The 18,401-nt window shown below is 72.2% G+C and carries 14 protein-coding genes; 11 read left to right on the top strand and 3 right to left on the bottom strand.

The features are described from left to right. Window positions 1-15: 15 nt before the first annotated feature. From C6N40_RS11370 to prpF, 4 genes are all read left to right on the top strand, one after another. On the top strand, window positions 16-1,104 hold the full coding sequence (locus tag C6N40_RS11370; protein WP_106991151.1) for a hypothetical protein: 1,089 nt from the start codon (window positions 16-18) through the stop codon (window positions 1,102-1,104). Window positions 1,105-1,176: 72 nt separating this feature from the next. Further along, entirely contained in the window at window positions 1,177-3,786 is a 2,610-nt protein-coding gene (gene acnD, locus C6N40_RS11365; protein WP_106991150.1) for a Fe/S-dependent 2-methylisocitrate dehydratase AcnD, read from the top strand. Between the two features lie 28 nt (window positions 3,787-3,814). Beyond that, complete coding sequence (locus tag C6N40_RS11360; RefSeq protein ID WP_106991149.1) at window positions 3,815-4,471, top strand: lysoplasmalogenase; 657 nt, start codon at window positions 3,815-3,817, stop codon at window positions 4,469-4,471. Window positions 4,472-4,490: 19 nt separating this feature from the next. After that, entirely contained in the window at window positions 4,491-5,672 is a 1,182-nt protein-coding gene (prpF, locus tag C6N40_RS11355; RefSeq protein WP_106991148.1) for a 2-methylaconitate cis-trans isomerase PrpF, read from the top strand. Here prpF and C6N40_RS11350 read toward each other — a convergent pair whose 3' ends face one another. Further along, window positions 5,673-6,395 carry a CPBP family intramembrane glutamic endopeptidase gene (locus tag C6N40_RS11350; RefSeq protein ID WP_106991147.1) on the bottom strand — a complete coding sequence of 241 codons (723 nt, stop codon included), beginning with the start codon at window positions 6,393-6,395 and terminating at the stop codon, window positions 5,673-5,675. A gap of 122 nt (window positions 6,396-6,517) precedes the next feature. Here C6N40_RS11350 and C6N40_RS11345 point away from each other — a divergent pair, with 122 nt between their 5' ends. Further along, complete coding sequence (locus C6N40_RS11345) at window positions 6,518-7,207, top strand: SDR family oxidoreductase (protein ID WP_106991146.1); 690 nt, start codon at window positions 6,518-6,520, stop codon at window positions 7,205-7,207. A gap of 9 nt (window positions 7,208-7,216) precedes the next feature. On the opposite strand, the gene C6N40_RS11340 is transcribed toward C6N40_RS11345, so the two are convergent. Together C6N40_RS11340 and C6N40_RS11335 are read right to left on the bottom strand one after the other, a co-directional pair. Next, a complete protein-coding gene (locus C6N40_RS11340; RefSeq protein ID WP_106991145.1) occupies window positions 7,217-7,873 on the bottom strand; it encodes a hypothetical protein in 657 nt (218 codons plus the stop codon). 29 nt (window positions 7,874-7,902) lie between these two features. Further along, complete coding sequence (locus C6N40_RS11335; RefSeq protein ID WP_106991144.1) at window positions 7,903-8,424, bottom strand: DUF3293 domain-containing protein; 522 nt, start codon at window positions 8,422-8,424, stop codon at window positions 7,903-7,905. 35 nt (window positions 8,425-8,459) lie between these two features. Here C6N40_RS11335 and C6N40_RS14555 point away from each other — a divergent pair, with 35 nt between their 5' ends. From C6N40_RS14555 to C6N40_RS11305, 6 genes are all read left to right on the top strand, one after another. Next, window positions 8,460-10,817: an alpha/beta hydrolase fold domain-containing protein gene (locus C6N40_RS14555; RefSeq protein ID WP_106991143.1), complete on the top strand. Its 2,358-nt coding sequence runs from the start codon at window positions 8,460-8,462 to the stop codon at window positions 10,815-10,817. A 45-nt stretch (window positions 10,818-10,862) separates the two neighbouring features. Next, window positions 10,863-11,546: a cupin domain-containing protein gene (locus C6N40_RS11325; protein ID WP_106991142.1), complete on the top strand. Its 684-nt coding sequence runs from the start codon at window positions 10,863-10,865 to the stop codon at window positions 11,544-11,546. Between the two features lie 100 nt (window positions 11,547-11,646). After that, window positions 11,647-13,080, top strand: a complete 1,434-nt coding sequence (locus C6N40_RS11320) for a Wadjet anti-phage system protein JetA family protein (protein WP_106991141.1) — start codon at window positions 11,647-11,649, stop codon at window positions 13,078-13,080. After that, entirely contained in the window at window positions 13,077-13,727 is a 651-nt protein-coding gene (locus C6N40_RS11315; RefSeq protein ID WP_106991140.1) for a DUF4194 domain-containing protein, read from the top strand. The genes C6N40_RS11320 and C6N40_RS11315 overlap by 4 nt, the downstream gene beginning before the upstream one ends. Beyond that, window positions 13,714-17,148, top strand: coding sequence for an SbcC/MukB-like Walker B domain-containing protein (locus tag C6N40_RS11310; RefSeq protein WP_106991139.1), 3,435 nt, complete (start codon window positions 13,714-13,716; stop codon window positions 17,146-17,148). Before C6N40_RS11315 ends, C6N40_RS11310 begins: the two co-directional genes overlap by 14 nt. Next, window positions 17,145-18,350, top strand: a complete 1,206-nt coding sequence (locus C6N40_RS11305) for a Wadjet anti-phage system protein JetD domain-containing protein (RefSeq protein WP_106991138.1) — start codon at window positions 17,145-17,147, stop codon at window positions 18,348-18,350. Before C6N40_RS11310 ends, C6N40_RS11305 begins: the two co-directional genes overlap by 4 nt. The last annotated feature ends 51 nt before the right edge of the window (window positions 18,351-18,401 follow it).

The raw sequence follows: 18,401 nt of genomic DNA, 5'->3' as shown, positions 1-18,401 counted from the left end.
CCCCCGGAGCCTTCCATGCGCCTGTTCCTGCGCCTGATCGCCATCGTCATCGCCGTGGTCGTTGCCGCGGTGCTGTTCTTTTCGCGGGAGCGGTGGTCCGACTCGTCGCCACCCGCTCCCGAGCCTGTCGCCGCGGCGCCGGCCGTGGATCCTGCGGTCGAGCTGCCGGCCCTGCTGGCGGTGGGCACCACCACGCCCGTGCCGCCGGCCGGCCCGCTGCCGCCGCTGGACGCGCCGCTCGCCCAGGTGGCCGAGGAGCTCGAGCGCCGCGCCGCGGCCGGCGAGCCGGGTGCCGCCTGCCGGCTGGCCTACGAGCTTTCCGCCTGCCGCTGGTCGAGCGGCGACCACGAGACGCACGTGCGCTGGCTGCGCCGAAAGACCCAGGAGCTCGACCGCCTCGAGGCGCAGAAGAACAGCGCCGCGATCACCCGGTTCCGCAGCGAGTTCGATCGCGATCTCGCCCGGCGCGAGCAGCGCCTGGCCGAGCGCAACGAGCGCTGCGCCGGATACACCGAGCTTGATCCGGGCGTGATGGCGCAGCGCTGGTACCAGGCGGCGCGCCTGGGCAGCCTGTCGGCCCGCCGCATTTGGGCGGGGGGCGATGCGCTGCCGCCCGATGGTTTGCTGGCCAGCACCGGCGAGCTGGCGCTCTATCGCGCGACGGCCACCGACATGGCCTGGCAGCTGGTGCGCGAGGGTGACCTGCCGACGACGCTGCGGGTGGCGCATGCGCTGGCGGGCCTGCATAGCAGCCGCTACGGCCTGCTGGCCCAGGCCTTGCCCGAGGATCGCGCGATGGCGCTGGCGCTGTACCGGCGCGCCCACCTGGCGCTCGACGGCAACGACAGCCGGGGCGCGGGCGCGCTCAGGAAGCAGATCGCGGAGGAATTGGACCTGCTGGGCGAACTGTCCACCGCCGACCAGCGCGCCGAGGCCGAGCGGCGCGCCCTGGAGTTCGCCGATTGGTCGCCGGTCGAAGCCAGCGACCGCTGGTTGCCGAGGATGGCCAGCGGCCATGGTTTTCCCATCGGCGCCCACGTCTGCCACCGCGAGGCCGGCGAGACGGTCCCGGAGCTGGAGCAGGCCGAAAGCCAGGCGCGCTGAGCCCGGCCCACCAGGTGCCTGGCCAGGCCAGAACCCGGATAATGGCGGGCTCGAACAAAACGAGCCCGCCCCATGAACTCCAAGCACCGCAAGCCGCTGCCCGGCACCTCCCTGCACTGGTACGACGCCCGCGAGGCGGTCGAAGCGCTGCAGCCCGGCGCCTGGGACGGCCTGCCCTACACCTCGCGCGTGCTGGCCGAGAACCTGGTGCGGCGCTGCGACCCGGCCACGCTCGACGACTCGCTGCGCCAGCTCATCGAGCGCCGCCGCGACATGGACTTCCCGTGGTTCCCGGCGCGCGTGGTCTGCCACGACATCCTGGGCCAGACCGCGCTGGTGGACCTGGCCGGCCTGCGCGACGCCATCGCCGACCAGGGTGGCGACCCGGCCCAGGTCAACCCGGTGGTGCCGGTGCAGCTGATCGTCGACCACTCGCTGGCCGTCGAGTGCGGTGGCTTCGACCCGGATGCGTTCACCAAGAACCGCGCCATCGAGGATCGCCGCAACGCCGACCGCTTCCACTTCATCGACTGGACCAAGCTCGCGTTCCGCAACGTGGACGTGATCCCGCCGGGCAACGGCATCATGCACCAGATCAACCTGGAGAAGATGTCGCCGGTGATCTACGTGCAGGACGGCGTGGCCTTCCCCGACACCTGTGTGGGCACCGACAGCCACACGCCGCACGTGGATGCGCTGGGCGTTATCGCCATCGGCGTCGGCGGCCTGGAGGCCGAGAACGTCATGCTCGGCCGCGCCTCGTGGATGCGCCTGCCCGACATCATCGGCGTCGAGCTCACCGGCAAGCCGCAGCCGGGCATCACCGCCACCGACATCGTGCTCTCGCTCACCGAGTTCCTGCGCAAGCAGAAGGTCGTGGGCGCCTGGCTCGAATTCCGCGGCGAAGGCGCCGCCGCGCTGACGCTGGGCGACCGCGCCACCATCTCCAACATGGCGCCCGAGTACGGCGCGACCGCGGCGATGTTCTTCATCGACGGCAACACCCTCGACTACCTGCGCCTGACCGGCCGCAGCGACGAGCAGGTGGCGCTGGTGGAGAACTATGCGAAGACCGCCGGGCTGTGGGCCGATTCGCTGGGCAAGGCGCAGTACGAGCGCACGCTGCACTTCGACCTCTCGTCCGTCGTGCGCACCATGGCCGGCCCGTCGAACCCGCATGCGCGCGTGGCCACCACGGACCTCGCCGCCAAGGGCATCGCCGGCAACCTCGAGGCCGCGCGCGCCCAGGAAGCCGAGGGCCTGATGCCCGACGGCGCGGTGATCATCGCCGCCATCACCTCGTGCACCAACACCTCCAACCCGCGCAACGTCATCGCCGCTGGCCTGCTGGCCAGGAAGGCCAATGAACTGGGCCTGGTGCGCAAGCCCTGGGTGAAGTCCTCGCTGGCGCCGGGCTCGAAGGCCGTGGCGCTCTACCTCGAGGAAGCGGGCCTGAAGACCGAGCTTGAGAAGCTGGGCTTCGGCATCGTCGCCTTCGCCTGCACCACCTGCAACGGCATGTCCGGCGCGCTGGACCCGAAGATCCAGCAGGAAATCATCGAGCGTGACCTCTACGCCACCGCGGTGCTCAGCGGCAACCGCAACTTCGACGGCCGCATCCATCCCTACGCCAAGCAGGCCTTCCTGGCCTCGCCGCCGCTGGTGGTGGCCTATGCCATCGCCGGCACCATCCGCTTCGATATCGAGAAGGACGCGCTGGGCCACCGCGCCGACGGCACGCCCATCCTGCTCAAGGACCTGTGGCCGAGCGACGCCGAGATCGACGCGATCGTGAAGGCGGCGGTGAAGCCCGAGCAGTTCCGCGCGGTGTACGAGCCGATGTTCAAGATCGCGGTCGAGAGCGCGGCGAAGGTGAGCCCGCTGTACGACTGGCGCGAAATGAGTACCTACATCCGCCGCCCGCCCTACTGGGAAGGCGCGCTGGCCAAGCCGCGCACGCTGCAGGGCCTGCGCCCGCTGGCGCTGCTGGGCGACAACATCACCACCGACCACCTCTCGCCCTCGAACGCGATCCTCGCCGACAGCGCCGCCGGCGAGTACCTGGCGAAGATGGGCCTGCCGGAAGAAGACTTCAATTCCTACGCCACCCACCGCGGCGACCACCTGACCGCGCAGCGCGCCACCTTCGCCAACCCCAAGCTGTTCAACGAGATGGTGCTCGAAGGCGGCAAGGTGAAGCAGGGTTCGCTTGCGCGCGTGGAGCCGGAAGGCAATGTGATGCGCATGTGGGAAGCGATCGAAACCTACATGGATCGCGGCCAGCCGCTGATCATCGTCGCCGGTGCCGACTACGGCCAGGGCTCGAGCCGCGACTGGGCGGCCAAGGGCGTGCGCCTGGCGGGCGTGGAGGCCATCGTCGCCGAGGGCTTCGAGCGCATCCACCGCACCAACCTGATCGGCATGGGCGTGCTGCCGCTGGAGTTCCTGCCCGGCACCACCCGCAAGACGCTCGGTCTGGACGGCACCGAAACCTACGACGTGCTCGGCGAGCGTGCCCCGCGCGCCACGCTGACGCTGGTGGTGAACCGCCGCGACGGCGAGCGCATCGAAGTGCCGGTGCAGTGCCGCCTCGACTCCGACGAGGAAGTCTCGATCTACGAGGCCGGCGGCGTGCTGCAGCGCTTCGCCCAGGACTTCCTCGCCTCCACCCAGGCCGCCTGAGGCCCTGTTTCCGGAAGGAGGACGCGCGATGACGCCGGTGCAACGCAGGATGATGGCCCTCGCCATCGGCCTTGGCCTGGTCTACATCGCGCTGATTCCGTGGCTGCCGTATCCCGGCAGCTGGGTGCTCAAGCCGCTGCCGATGCTGATCTTCGCGGTGCTGATGTGGCAGGTCTTCCCGGGCGCGGCGGGCCGCTGGCTGGCGCTGGGCTACGTCGCCGCGGCCTCCGGCGATTTCTTCCTCGACTACGGGCAGCGCGACGGCATGTTCCGGCAGGCACTGGCGTCGTTCCTGGTGAACCAGATCGCCTTCCTGGTCGCGTTCGCGAAGCTCGCGGCGGGCTCGCCCTGGCGCTGGCTGCGGGCGACGCCCGCGATCGTCTACAGCGTCTTGCTGGCCTTCTGGCTGATACCCAAGGCCGGCGCGCTGCAGGTGCACGTGTCGGTCTACATCGCCTGCCTGCTCGGCATGGTTGTGATGGCCTGCCGGGTGGAAGCCGCGCCGCGCCTGCTGTGGCTGGGCGCCATGCTGTTCCTGCTCGCCGATTCGCTGATCGGCGTGAACAAGTTCGCCGCGCCGTTCCCGAACGCGGTGCTGGTGATCGTCAGCATCTACTTCACCGGCCAGACCCTGATCGCCCTCGGCCTGCTGCGCCATCGCGCGCAGGCGTCCCCGACCCCCTGATTTCCCGGAGTCTTCTTCCATGTCGCATGCCCCGCAGCTCCGCATCCCCGCCATCTACATGCGCGGCGGCACCTCAAAAGGCGTGTTCTTCCGCCTCGAAGACCTGCCCGAGGCCGCACGCGTGCCCGGCCCGGCGCGCGATGCGCTGCTGATGCGCGTGATCGGCTCGCCCGACCCGTACGGCAAGCACACCGACGGCATGGGCGGCGCCACGTCGAGCACGAGCAAGTGCGTGATCATCTCCAGGAGCTCGCAGCCCGGCCACGACGTGGATTATCTGTACGGCCAGGTTTCCATCGACACCGCCTTCGTCGACTGGTCCGGCAACTGCGGCAACCTCAGCACCGCCGTGGGCCCGTTCGCGATCGCCAACGGCTTCATCGACCCGGCGCGGCTGCCGAAGGACGGCGTGTTCCCGGTGCGCATCTGGCAGGCCAACATCGGCAAGACCATCGTCTGCCACGTGCCCCTCAGCAACGGCGAGGTGCAGGAGACCGGCGACTTCGAGCTCGACGGCGTCACCTTCCCGGCCGCCGAGATCGTGCTCGAGTTCATGGACCCGGCCGACGAGGGCGAGGACGGCGGCGCGCTCTTCCCCACCGGAAACCTCGTTGACCTCCTCGAGGTGCCCGGCGTGGGCAGCTTCCAGGCCACCATGATCAACTCCGGCATCCCGACCATCTTCGTGCGCGCGAAGGACATCGGCTACACCGGCACCGAGCTGCAGGACGCCATCAACGGCGACCCGGCCGCGCTGGCGCGCTTCGAGACCATCCGCGCCCATGGCGCGGTGCGCATGGGCCTGATCAGGGATGTGTCCGAGGCAAGCAAGCGCCAGCACACGCCCAAGATCGCCTTCGTCGCGCCGCCCACCGACCACGTCGTGAGCAGCGGCAAGCGCATCGCCGCCGGCGACATCGACCTGTGCGTGCGCGCGCTGTCCATGGGCAAGCTGCACCACGCCATGATGGGCACCTGCGCCGTGGCCATCGGCACCGCCGCGGCCATCCCCGGCACGCTGGTGAACGAGGCGGCCGGCGGCGGCGAGCGCCAGGCGGTTCGCTTCGGCCACCCCAGCGGCACCCTGCGCGTGGGCGCCGAGGCCGCGAACGTGGACGGCCAGTGGCAGGTGCGCAAGGCCATCATGAGCCGCAGCGCGCGCGTGCTGATGGAAGGCGCGGTGCGCGTGCCCGCCGGCTGATCAGCCCGCCGGGAACAGCGCGTGCAGGTGGAACGCCAGGTTGCCGCCTGCATGCGCGATGACCACCGGCAGCAGGCTGCCGGAGTGGAAGCGCAGCCAGCCGTAGGCGAAGCCGCCCACCAGCGGCAGCACCGCGGGCATCCAGTCGAAGGAGGGCAAGCCGCCCTTCACCGACAGGCCATGCCAGAGCCCGAACAGCAGGCCCGTCACGACGACAGCGCGCCACGGGATGCCCTGCGCAACTCCGCGCTTCAGCACCGCACCCAGCAGCAGCGCCGGCGCGATGCCGCGGTACACCAGCTCCTCGACCAGGCCCGGCATCAAAAGCTGGAAGGCGACGGTTTCGGCGTCGGGCGCGCCGGGCTGGAACACGAAGCCCAGTGACGTGCTCAGGCCAACCAGCAGAACCACGGCGACCCAGGTCGAGCGCGTGTTGCGCTGCACGCCTTGCCAGCCGATCGCGTTGCGGTCGAGGTCGAATGCGGCGATGACCAGCAGCGCGAGGCCGAGACTGGCGATCTTTCCTTCCCAGTTCCAGCCACCCGGCAGCAGGTTGGCCGCAGGCAGCCACTGCGTCAGCGCGGTGGCGAGGTCGTCGAGCGCCAGGTAGCCCGCGAACAGCAGTCCGGCGCGCCAGGCCCAGGCCGGGGACGGCCAGCGCATCAGCAGGAACAGCGCCCACGCGGCGGCGCCCATGACGAACGCGTTGATGATGGCATCCATGGTGGCTACTCCTGGCGTCCCGGGCGGGCGGGATGTCGATCAAGCCCGGTCGGCGGGCCTTTCGCGCAGTGTCGAAAGTCACTTCGGGTACCATGCGGGCGTTCGGACTACCGGAGCCATTCATGTCCCTCGTCGGCAAGACCATCGCCATCACCGGCGCCTTCGGCGCGCTCGGCACCGCCGTCGTGCAGGTGCTGCAGGCGCGCGGCGCCAGCGTCGCCGCCATCGACCGCGCCGATGCGCCGCGCGATCCCGCCGCGCTTGGCGCCGCCAGCCTGCACGGCGGCGTGGACCTGGGCGACGCCGCTTCGGCGGCTGCTGCCCTCGACGCCATCGCCCGGCGCCACAGCCGCCTCGACGGCCTGGTGAACATCGCCGGCGGCTTCGCCTGGGAGAAGGTGCAGGGCGGTTCGCTCGACACCTGGGACAAGCTTTACCAGATGAACCTGCGCACCGCCGTGGCGGCCACGCAGGCGGCGCTGCCGCACCTGCCCGATGGCGGCCGCATCATCAACATCGGCGCCAACGGCGCGGTGAAGGCGGGCGCCGGCATGGGCGCCTACGCCGCCTCCAAGGCCGGCGTGATGCGCCTGACCGAAGCCCTGGCCGAGGAGCTCAAGCCGCGCGGCATCACCGTCAATGCGCTGCTGCCGAGCATCATCGACACGCCGGCCAACCGCGCCGACATGCCCGACGCGGACTTCGGCGCCTGGGTGCAGCCCGCGCAGCTGGCCGCGACCATCGCCTTCCTGCTTTCCGACGAGGCCGGCGCCATCACCGGCGCGCTGATCCCGGTGACCGGCCGGGTCTGAGGCGCTGGTTCAGTAGGCGCGGAAATGCCAGCTCGCGTCCGCGTCCGGTCCGGACTGGACGCTGGTGCGAACGCCCGCCGCGTGCTTGCGGCCCGACGGCGCGGCGTGCAGCGTGGTGATGTCGTTGCGCACCAGGTTCCAGCCCGCTTCGAAGGCCAGCGCGAACTCCGTGGCCTGCACGTAGCTATCCTCGCCTTCGCCGGTGTAGGTCGGCATCTCGCATCGTGCCTCGACCGTCGCCGCCTGGCTCACGTGGACGTACTGGAACCAGGCGCCCTCGACGGCGTCCGCCTCGCCGTAGCTGGCCTGCCAGGCCACCACCCCGGGCGCGGTGGCCAGGTGCAGTGAGCCCAGTTCCTCGTCGCCGGAGTCGTCGGTGGCGATGAACAGCGAGGTGGGCCAGAACTCCGCGGCCCCGGGCCGGGCGATCGGCGAACCGTCCTCCAGGCAGGAGGGGTAGGTGCGCGCCAGGGTCTGTTGCGTGGACGGCGCCGAGGGCCACTCGAACACCAGCGTGCCGTCCGCGGCCACCTGGCCGACTTTCACCGGGCCGCCGCGATCGTAGGTGTAGATGCCCGCTTCGCCGTGCGTCCAGTCGGCAAGGCGATCGGCGGCGTGGGCGGGAAGGGCAAGGGCCAGGCCGAGGGCGAGCAGGGTCGGCTTCATCGGGGAACCTCCGTGACGGGATTCCCTCCTTACGCAGGCTGCGGCCCGGTTCCGCCAGCGGGGCCGGGAAACACCTGCGGCGGCCAGCACGGCTCCAGGCCGCTCGACGCCAGCGGGTACTCGCAGCCGGCGAGGTGCGCGCTGCCGTCGGCCTCGATGCGCACCCAAGCGGCCTGGCGGAAGCGCCGGGCCAGCGCGTCCGCCGGCTGGCCTTCGCCGCCGACGACCAGGAAGCCGGGTTCGTTCCAGGCCCCGTCCTCGCTGCCGCCGTCCGAGGGCAGGCGGGGCAGGCCGAGCGCATCGATGGCCGCGGCCAGTTCGGCGTTGGCGGCGGCGTTGGCTTCGGCGGACTGCTGCTGGCCGAAAGGGTTTTCGCCGGTGACCAGGCCGCCGTGGCTGGCGCCGAAGCGTGCCAGCAGCGCAGCCATGTCGGGGTTGGGCTGGCCGATGCGCAGGTCGATGCGGCGGCCCTGGTCGTAAACGCGGTAAACGGCGTCGGCGAACGACGCCATCATGGCCGGCGGCGGTGGGTAGGTGGCGTGCATCTGCATGCCAAAAGCATATCGCTCTCGCCTATGCTCAGCCCATGCGCCTGCCTGCCTTCCTGCTTCGCAACACACTGCGCCTGCTGCTCAAGCCCGTGCTCGGGCCGCGCTTCGGCTATCCCTTCCAGCGCCGCTGGATGCACGCGCTCTCGGGCATCGGCGTGTTGCCCGGCGGCATCAGCCGACACGACGAGTCCATCGCCGGCATCCCCGCGGAGTCTTGGCGCGACGACCGCGCGCCGGCGGTGCGCGCAGGTTCCGTGCTCTACCTGCACGGCGGCGGCTACACCACCGGCTCGCCGCGCACGCACCGCGCGCTGGCCGCCTGGCTGGCGCGCCAGTGCGGCGTGCCGGTGCACGTGCCGGACTACCGGCTGGCGCCCGAATGCCCTTTCCCCGCGGCGCTGGACGATGCGCTGGCCGTGTACCGCGAACTGGCCGCGCGCGGCCCGGTCGTGGTGGCCGGCGATTCCGCCGGCGGCGGGCTGGCGCTCGCGCTGGCCCTCGAGCTTCGCAAACAGGAGCTGCCCGCGCCCGCCGCGCTCGTGCTGCTGGCGCCGCTGGGCGACCTGCGCGAAGAGACCGCGCTGGTGCCGCCGAAGGGCGAGGCGATGCTCAGCCCCGGATGGGCGCGCGCCAACCACCGCGCCTACGCCGGCGACAACCTGGCCAACCCGAAGGTCTCGCCGCTGCTGGCCGACCTGCGCGGCCTGCCGCCGACGCTGGTGCAATTCGGCAGCGACGACCTGCTGCGGCCGCAGAGCGAGGCGCTGGTGGAAACGCTGCGGGCCGAAGGCGTGGAGGTCGTGCGCGACTTCAACGAGGGCCTGTGGCACGTGTTCCAGCTGCATGCCGGCCAGCTGGCGGCGGCGGATGCGGCGCTGGCGCGCCTGGGTTGGTTCGTCGCGCGCGTGCTCGATCGCGCAGCCCCTCACGTCCAGGCCCACCACACCGTGATCCTCGGCGCCGGCATGTCCGGTCTGTGCGCCGCCATCGGGCTGCGCAAGGCCGGCCTGCACGACTTCGTGATGCTCGAGCAGTCCGAGGGCCTGGGCGGTACCTGGTGGGACAACCGCTACCCCGGCGCGCAGGTGGACGTGCCGGCGCCGGCCTACAGCTTTTCCTTCGCGCCCAATCCGCACTGGCGCCAGCGCTTCGCCAGCGCGCCCGAGATCCACGCCTACCAGCAGTCGCTGGCCGACCGGCACGGCGTCTCGGCGCGCCTGCGCCTGGGCACGCGGCTAACCGAGGCGCGCTACGACGAAGCCACCGGCCTGTGGCACCTGCGCACCGACCGCGGCGACACCGTGGTGGCGCGCCACTTCATCTGCAGCACCGGCCCGCTGAGCCAGCCGCGCTGGCCCGACATCCCGGGCATCGACGACTTCCGGGGCCTGAAGCTGCACTCCGCCCGCTGGGACGCCGCCGCACCACTGGCCGGCAAGCGCGTGGGCGTGATCGGCACCGGCTCGACGGCGGTGCAGCTGATCCCGCCGATCGCCCGCGAGGCGGCGAGCCTGCATGTGTTCCAGCGCACGCCGAACTGGATCCTGCCGCGGCTCGAGCGCCGCTACTCCTGGTTCGACGGCTGGCTGGCGCGCTTTCCGCCCTATGCCTGGGCCGTGCGCCACGGCTGGGTGTGGTTCCTCGAGCTCGGCCGCCGCGGTTTCCAGGACGGCACGCTGATGCGCCGCTTCATGCTCTGGTGGGCCGCGCGCCATCGCCGCGTGCAGCTGCCCGACCCGGCGCTGCGCGGCAAGCTCGAGCCCGACTACCCGCTGGGCTGCAAGCGCATCATCTACGCGAGCGACTATTACCCGGTTTTCGCACAGGCCGCGGGAGGCCGGCCCGCTGCGGAGCTGGTGACCGAGGGCATCGGGTGCATCACGCCCACCGGCATCCGCACCGCCGACGGCCGGGACATCGGGCTCGACGCGCTGGTCTGCGCCACCGGTTTCGACACCGTGCACCTGCTGCAGTCGCTGCAGGTGCACGGGCGCGGCGGCGGCACCCTGGCCGAGGCCTGGCGCGACGGCCCCGAGGCCTTCCACGGCATCCACGTGGCGGGTTTCCCCAACCTCTACCTGATGCTGGGCCCGAACACCGCCACCGGCCACACCTCCACGCTGCTCTACATCGAGCCGGCGGTGCAGCACGCCATCGCCTGCATGCGCGCGGTGGCGGACGGTGGCCACAAGGCCATCGAAGTGCGCGAGGAGGCGATGCGCGGGCACAACGCGGCCCTGCAGGAGCGCCTGGGCCGCTCGGTGTGGGCGCAGTGCCGCAGCTGGTACCGGATGGACGACGGCAAGGTGGTGGCGATCTTCCCCGGCTATACGCGCGAATACGTGACCGGGCTTCGCCGCCTGGGCTGGTCGCCCTTCCGGTTCGACTGCTGAGCCGCCCCCACGAAACCTGCACGGCCCGGGCCGTAGACTTCCCGGATGCGCATCAACGCCGATTTCCAACAGCGCGTCGTCGTCCGCCCCGACGACGCCCCCTGGCAGCCCTCGCCGTCCCCCGGGGTCGAGCGCCGCCTGCTCGACCGCATCGGCGGCGAACAGGCGCGCGCCACCAGCCTGGTGCGCTACGCCCCGGGCTCGGCCTTTCCCGAGCACGCCCACCCGATGGGCGAGGAGATCCTGGTGCTCGAGGGCGTGTTCAGCGACGAACGCGGCGACTTCGGCCCCGGCAGCTACCTGCGCAACCCCGACGGCTCGCGCCATGCCCCGCGCAGCGGGCCGGGCTGCACGCTGTTCGTGAAGCTGCGCCAGTTCGCGCCGGGCGATGACGCCACCGTGGCCATCGACACCGACCGCGGCGAGTGGCGCCCCGGCCTGGTGCCCGGCCTGCGGGTGATGCCCCTGCACAGCTTCGGCACCGAACACACCGCGCTGGTGGACTGGGCCCCGGGCACGGTGTTCCAGCCGCACACCCACTTCGGCGGCGAGGAAATCCTGGTGCTCAGCGGCGTGTTCGAGGACGAGCACGGTGCTTACCCGGCCGGCAGCTGGCTGCGCAGCCCGCATTTGTCGCGGCATGCGCCGTTCACGCGGGAGGGGGCGCGGATCCTGGTGAAAGTGGGGCACCTGGACGAGGATCGCCTGCGGGCCTGGGTCGGCGGCTAGACCCGCCGCGCGCCCCACAAACCCGGTCCGCCGTCAATATTTTCCGGCCGCGGTCGCTGCGGTACCTTCACGGGATGCCTGCACGAACCCCCGTCCCCGCGTGACCCCGGCCGCCCCGCCGGCACTGTTCCGGGTCGTGCCGCCGGGCATCTTCGGCCCGCTGGCCTCGCCCAACCGGCAGCACTACTGGCTGCTTCTGTGCCGGCTGTTCGACGAATTCTTCGGCCCGGACGCCCCCTTGCCGCCCAGCACCGGCCTGCCGCGGCGGGACATCACGGCGGCGATCGAGCGTTACCTGCTCACCGACGACCCCTGGGAGAAGGAGGACGGCGAGGCGCCCGACGCCGGGCCCGGCCAGCGCGCCGCGGCCATCTACGAGCGCTTCCGCGCCGCCGGCTGGCTCCGCCAGGAGCGCGTCGGCGTGCGCGAGATGGTGTCGATGTCGCCGGTGGTGTCGCAGCTCATGTCGCTGCTGCTCGAGTTCAGCGAGCGCGGCCCGACCTTCGTCTCGGCGCGGATCCGCTCGATCGAGCTGCAGCTGCAGCAGGTGGTCGAGGGCCGTGCCGGCGCCGATGCGCTGGACGAGGCGGCCGACCAGTCGCGCCGGCTGCTGTCGGCGCTGGCGGCCATGAGCCTGCAGGTGCGCGACCTGATGCCTGAGCTCAGCCGCGCCGAGTCCACCGCCCAGTTCGCCCGCCAGCTGTTCGAGGACTACGTCTCGCGCTTTTTCATTGGCGACTACGCCGATCTGCATGCCGCCGGCCACCCGCTGGCCCGCCGCGGCGCCATCCTGGCGATGGCGCGGCAGCTGGAGACCGAACACCGCGCCCGCCTGCTGGCCTGGTACCGCGAGCACCTGGTGGCCGGCGACGACGCCCGCGCCGCGGCGCGCCTCCAGCGCGCCATCGACCGCCTTCGGGAACTCGAGCGCATCGACGAGTACCTGGCGCGCCTGGACGAGGACATCCGGCAGGCCAACCGCCGTGCCCTGGCCTTCCTCGACTATCGCCTGCGCGCTCCCGACCGGCTTGACGTGCTGCTGCGCCGTGCCGTCGCCGGCGCCCTGGCCGCCGCGCCCGAGGCGCTGCGGCTGCCGGTGGGGCCCGGGACGCTGGCGGATGAGACGCGCCTGCGCCCGCCGCGCCAGCGCGCCCGGCCGATCCCGCGCAGCGCCAACCAGGTGCAGGCGCCCACGCCCGAACAGCTGGCGCGCCTGTCGCTGCTGCGTCGCATGAAGCGCGCGCGCCTGGTGACGCCGGAAGACATGGCGGCCTATGTCGGCCGCCACCTCGGCCAGGGCGACCGGATCGAATCGACCGGCATGGCGATCGATTCGATCGGTGACTTCCGTGCCTACCAGCTGTTGGTGACGGCCGCCCTGCGCAGCCAGCGTCCCGGCGGCCTGCGCCGCGATGATCCCCTGGGCCGCGTGCTGCGCGGCTTCCGGGTCGAACTGTTGCCCGGCGAGCCGGGTGATTCGGACTACCTGCGGGCGCCGCGTTTCGTGCTGCACCGCCTTCGGAAAACCGCATGAAGCGCAACTGGAACACCCTCAGCCAGCTCTCCAACGGCCTGTACGCCGTGCAGGATTTCGAGCGCGCGGCCTATCGCCTGGTCACCGAGCAGGTGCTGTATGCCGCCGACCGCGGCAGCCGCGTCGCCTACCACCTGGTCGAGGCGCACCTGGAGGATTTCGCCGCGGCGCTGGCGCCCTTGGGCATCCGGCTCGAGCGCAACGCACACCACCGCTACGTGGTGGCGCTGCCGGCGCATGGCGAGGGTACGCCGGTGAGCCTGGAGGAGACGCTGCTGCTGCTGGTGCTGCGCCAGCGCTATGACGAGGCCATCCGCCAGGGCGAACTAGAGGAGGGCGGCGAAGTGCTGGTCGAACTGCCCGTGCTGCAGGAGGCCTATCCCGCGCTGACCGGGCGGCCGATGCCCGACGTGGGCCAGCTGCGCGGCCTGCTGCGCGCCATGCGCCGCTGGGGCGTCGCCCGCCTGCTCGAGCCCGAGCCCGACGACCCGCAGCCCTTCCACCTGCTGGTGCGCCCGGCCATCGTCGAGATCGTCGGCGCCACCTGGCTGCAGCGCCTGGACCAGCACAACCGCGACGAGGACGAGGACCTGGCCGACCTGGGCGACGCCGACACCGACCTGGAGGCCGACGATGCAACGGCTTGAGCGCGTCCACCTGGTGCAGTTCTTCCTGTTCGAGGCGCAGAGCCTCGCGCTGGACCCGACCACGGCCATCATCGCGCCCAACGGCGCCGGCAAGAGCGCCCTGCTCGACGCCCTGCAGATCGTGCTGCTGGGCGCCGACCGCAGCCGCATCCGCTTCAACGCCCAGGCCGGCGGCAGCGCCCGCGCGCGCAGCATCCGCGACTACTGCCTGGGCGTGTTCCGCAGCGGCGAGGACGGCCGCAAGCGCCGCACCGCGACGACCTACATCAGCCTGGTGTTCCGCGACGAAGCCAGCGGCGAGCCGCTGACCGCCGGCGTGGCGCTCGGCGCCTCGGCCGACGAGCCCGAGCACCGCGTGCACGGCCTGTACCTGCTGCCGGGCGTGGACCTGGCGCTCGAAGACCACCTCGAGACCGTCGACGGCCGCCAGCTGCCGCTGGCCTGGCCGGCCTTCCGCGAGCTCGCCGCGCGCCGCTGCAAGGCCGCCGGCACCAAGGCCGAGTTCCACGCCGTCGCCGACCGCTTCGTGAAGGACCTGCTGCACCGCCTGCGGCCGTCGCCGACCGCGCACCTGGACGCCAACGCCTATCGCAAGGCCTTCCAGAACGCGCTCAACCTGCAGCGCGTGGACGACGTGGACATCTTCGTGCGCACCCTGGTGGCCGAGGACCGGCCCACCGACGTGCAGCGCTTCCGCGCCGTGCTCGAGACCTTCCGCCTGCTCAAGGAGAAGATCGAGCAGGTGGCGCGCCGCATCGAAGCCGCCGAGCTGGTGGAGTCGCAGTACGCCAAGGTCGCCGCGCAGGCCGTGCGTTCGGCCTCGTACCGCGCGCTGGCGGCCGAATACGAACGCGACCAGCTGGGCGAACAGGTCGACGCCGCCGGCCAGGCGGTGGAGGCGGCGCAGCGACAGGCCGCCGACACCACGCGTGCGCTCGCCGCCGCCAAGTCCGAGCGCGACCGTGCCCGCGAGGCGCACGAACACGCGCGCCAGCGGCTCGAGGGCAGCGCCGGTTACGGCGAGCAGGCCAGCTTCGACCAGGTCGCCGGCCGCGACCGCGACACGCTCGGCCAGCTCAAGCAGGAGCTGCTGCGCCAGGTCGGCTTCGTGCGCGACCAGCTGCGCGCCGCCGCCACGCTGGAACTGGCGACGGTGGACGCACCGGCGCTCGCCGCCGCGCTGGCGCCCTGGCAGGCGCTGCACGACGCGCTGCGCGCGCTGCCGGCCGACGCCGACCTGCCCTGGACCCCCGAGGCCTTGCACGGCGAAGTGCGCGCCGCGCTCGACGCCGCCCTGCCGGTGCTGGTGGCCGTGGCCGCGCAGGCGCGCCAGCTGCACGCCGCGGTGGAGCAGGCGCGCCAGCAGCGTGATGCCGCGCGCCGCAACCAGTCGCGCGTCAGCGCCGGCCAGGCCGAACTGCGCGAGGACGTGATGCGCCTGGTCGGCCTGCTGCAGGACGCCGGCATCCCCGCCACGCCGGTCTGCGACCTGGTGCGCGTGGCCGACCCGGCCTGGCAGCCGGCGATCGAGGCCTACCTGCGCCCACACGTCGAGGCGCTACTGGTGCGGCCCGAACACGAGGAGGCGGCGGTGCGCCTGTACCGTTCGCTCAAGGGCCCGAACGCCATCTACGGCGTGAAACTCGCGCTCGCCAGCCAGGCCCGGCGCGGCCGTGGCGCCGACGCGGCGCCGGCGGGCTCGGTCGCCGCGCTGGTCGAGGGCAAGGACGCCGACGCCGTGGCCTACCTGCGCCGCCAGCTTGGCGAAATGGCCTGCGTGGAAACCGAAGGCGAGCTGGTGCGCACGCGCCACGCGCTCAGCCGCGACGGCCTGGTCAGCAAGGGCGGCGGCATCGAGCGCCTGCGCCTGCCGGCCGCGCGCGACCTGAAGATCGGCGCCGCCGACGGCCGCGACCGCCTGCGCGTGCTGCACGACGAGCTCGACGGCGCCGAACGCACCCTGCGCCGGCTCGAGCCGCTGCTGCAGCGCGCCGAGGCCGTGCACCAGGCGCTGGCGACGCTGGCCGATCCCGAGGCCGCGGCCGACGCGCTGCACGCGCGCGCCCTGCAGCACCGCCAGGCCGAGGCGCGCTACCGCCTGCTGCGCGAACAGCAGGAAGCGGCGCTCGACCCCGACCTGGTGCGCCTGGCCGAGCGCGTGCAGGCGCTGTCGCGCGAGGCCGCCGGCTTCGACCAGCAGGTGCTGGACCTGTCGGGCCGGCTGGCGCTGGCCAACGACGCCGCCCAGCGCGCCGAGTCCCTGCTCGAGGCGCTGCGCACCCAGGAAGAGGGCGCGGCCCGCCGCGCGGTCGCCGCCTTTGCCCATCCCGACGTCGACCCGGCGCGGGTGGAGCGCCAGCGCGAGGAGCTCGACGAGCGCCACCCCAGCCTGCAGGAACGCCGGCAGCGCTGCGAGGAGCGCGCCCGCGATGCCGACGCCACCCTGGCGCGCGCGCTGCCCGAGGCCTGGAGCCAGTTGGCCCAGTACGCCAAGGACCATGGCCTGGTGCTGGATTTCGACCCCGATGCCTGGCGCGAGGCCCGCGCGGTGCTCGACCGCGAACTCACCCGCCTGCGCGATACCGAACTGGTGCAGTACCAGGGCGAGGCCGACCAGGCCTACTCCACCGCGGTCGAGACCTTCCGCTCGAACGTGGCCTCGGCGCTTTACGACAACTTCACCCGGCTGCGCGAGCAGATCAACACGCTCAACCGCACGCTGCGCGCCAGCCCGGCGTTCTCCAACAACGAGCGCTACCAGTTCCACTACGAGGTGGCGCCGGAGTACCGCGAGCTGCACCGCTTCATCCAGCGCGCCGCCGACCTGGGCGGCGAGGACGGGCTGTTCGGCAGTGCCGGCGAGCTGCCTCCGGCCTTCCGCGATGTGATCGAGGAGCGCGCCGGCGGCAAGGGCGCGGTGGCTTCGCCGCTGGACGACTACCGGCGTTTCTTCAGCTTCGAAGTGCAGATCCGCCAGGACGAGCGCGTGGTCGGCACGCTCAGCGAGCGCATGCGCTCGGGCTCGGGTGGCGAGCACCGTGCGCCGCTGTACGTGATCGCCGGCGCGGCCCTGGCCGCCGCCTACGGCAAGACCGAGGGCCAGTCCGGCGGGCTGGGCCTGATCCTGCTCGATGAGTTCGGCGACAAGATCGACGCCCAGAACGCCCGCGCCACCACCAACTACCTGCGCTCGCTGGGCCTGCAGCTGGTGCTGGCGGCGCCCGACACCGCGCAGGGCACGCTCAGCGGCGTGCTCGACAGCTACCTCGAGCTGTTCCGCGACGGCGACCTGCTGCAGGTCGAGCGCATCGAGGTCACCGAGGCCGGCCGCGCGCTGCTGCAGAGCGACCAGTTCGACCTGCACCCGGAGTTGCTGGCGGACGAGGCCGCGCGGATCGCCGCGCAGGTCGCCCCGGGATGACGCCGGCGCGCACGGCGCTTGAACGTTTGCTGCGGCGCGCAGAAGCCGCGCATCGGCGCGGCGGCGACCGTCCCGTGCGAATGAAGATGACCGAAGCGTCCTGCCCCGAGTACACCTCGCTGCCGACGCTGGAGGACCTTGAGTCCTTCGAGGCGCAGGTCCGCCTTGCCGAACGCGAAGGCGCGATCGTCGTCGATCGCGACCGGCTTCGCGGCGACGGCGAGAGGCTGAAGTCGATCGAGGTTCGCGACATCGCAAGGCTGGCGTCCCACCTGGGGATCGTCCCGCACGGCGACCAGGTCGCCGCGGCCGAGAAGTGCCTGGCCCCTTCGATCAGCCGCTTTGATGTCATCGGCCGGCTCCTCCAGGCGTGGCGCGAAAACCGGAAGGTGCGTGGCCGGGGGCCGGAAGCCTTGGACGACGTCGCCGATGCGGTCCGCGTGATCGAAGCGCAGGTGCCGGGCGAGGAACGTATCCTGCGCCAGGAGAGCACGCGTCTGTTCGGTGACAGCAAGCGCATCGAGCGACTGACGCCCTGGCTGGAAGTGCTGGCCTTGGGCGAGGTCTCGCCCACCGGCCTTTCCCGGGATGACATCTGGGCGGCCTGTGGCCTGCGGCGTGAGCCGCAGCCGATGCTGGTCGCGGGCGAGGGCGAGCTCATCTTGGCCACGCAGGGTGTTCGTCTGGCCAGGCCGTATCTGGGGGTCGCGGCCAGGGCGATCGAAGGATTCACCACCACCGCGCCCTGCCTGGTCAGCATCGAGAACCTGACGAGCTTCCACCAGGCGACGCAAGCCTGGGCCGACCTGCCGCTCGTGCTGGTCTACTCGGGCGGGATGCCGTCACCTGCCTGGCGCCGCGCTTATCGCTGCCTGCTGGCGGGCTTGCCGGCCCGGGCTTCCATCTACCACTGGGGTGATATCGACGAGGGTGGGCTTCGCATCGCGGCGGTGATCGCTGCCGAGACGGCAGCCACCGGGCGCAGCCTGCTTCCGTGGGCCATGTCCCCCCAGGACCTGCCGCCCTCGCTCAGGGCAGGGCGTCCGCGGGCCGAGCCGGGCGTCCTTTCCCGCATGAAGGCCAACGCCATCAAGGCAGGATGGCCGGAAGTCGCTGAGTCCCTTGGCCAATTCCAGATCCTGTTTGAACAGGAGGGGCTTGCCCCGGATCCCGGCAAACCGCCGCAGCCGGTCGGCGGCTGAGGGCGGCAGCGGGCGGGATCGGCGACAATAGGGGCCTCGCCGACCCACCCC

This window comes from Arenimonas caeni, from assembly GCF_003024235.1.
Classification (GTDB): Bacteria; Pseudomonadota; Gammaproteobacteria; order Xanthomonadales; family Xanthomonadaceae; genus Arenimonas; species Arenimonas caeni.
Note: the sequence above shows the minus strand (reverse complement) of the source record. Positions and strands in the feature narration are given on the sequence as shown.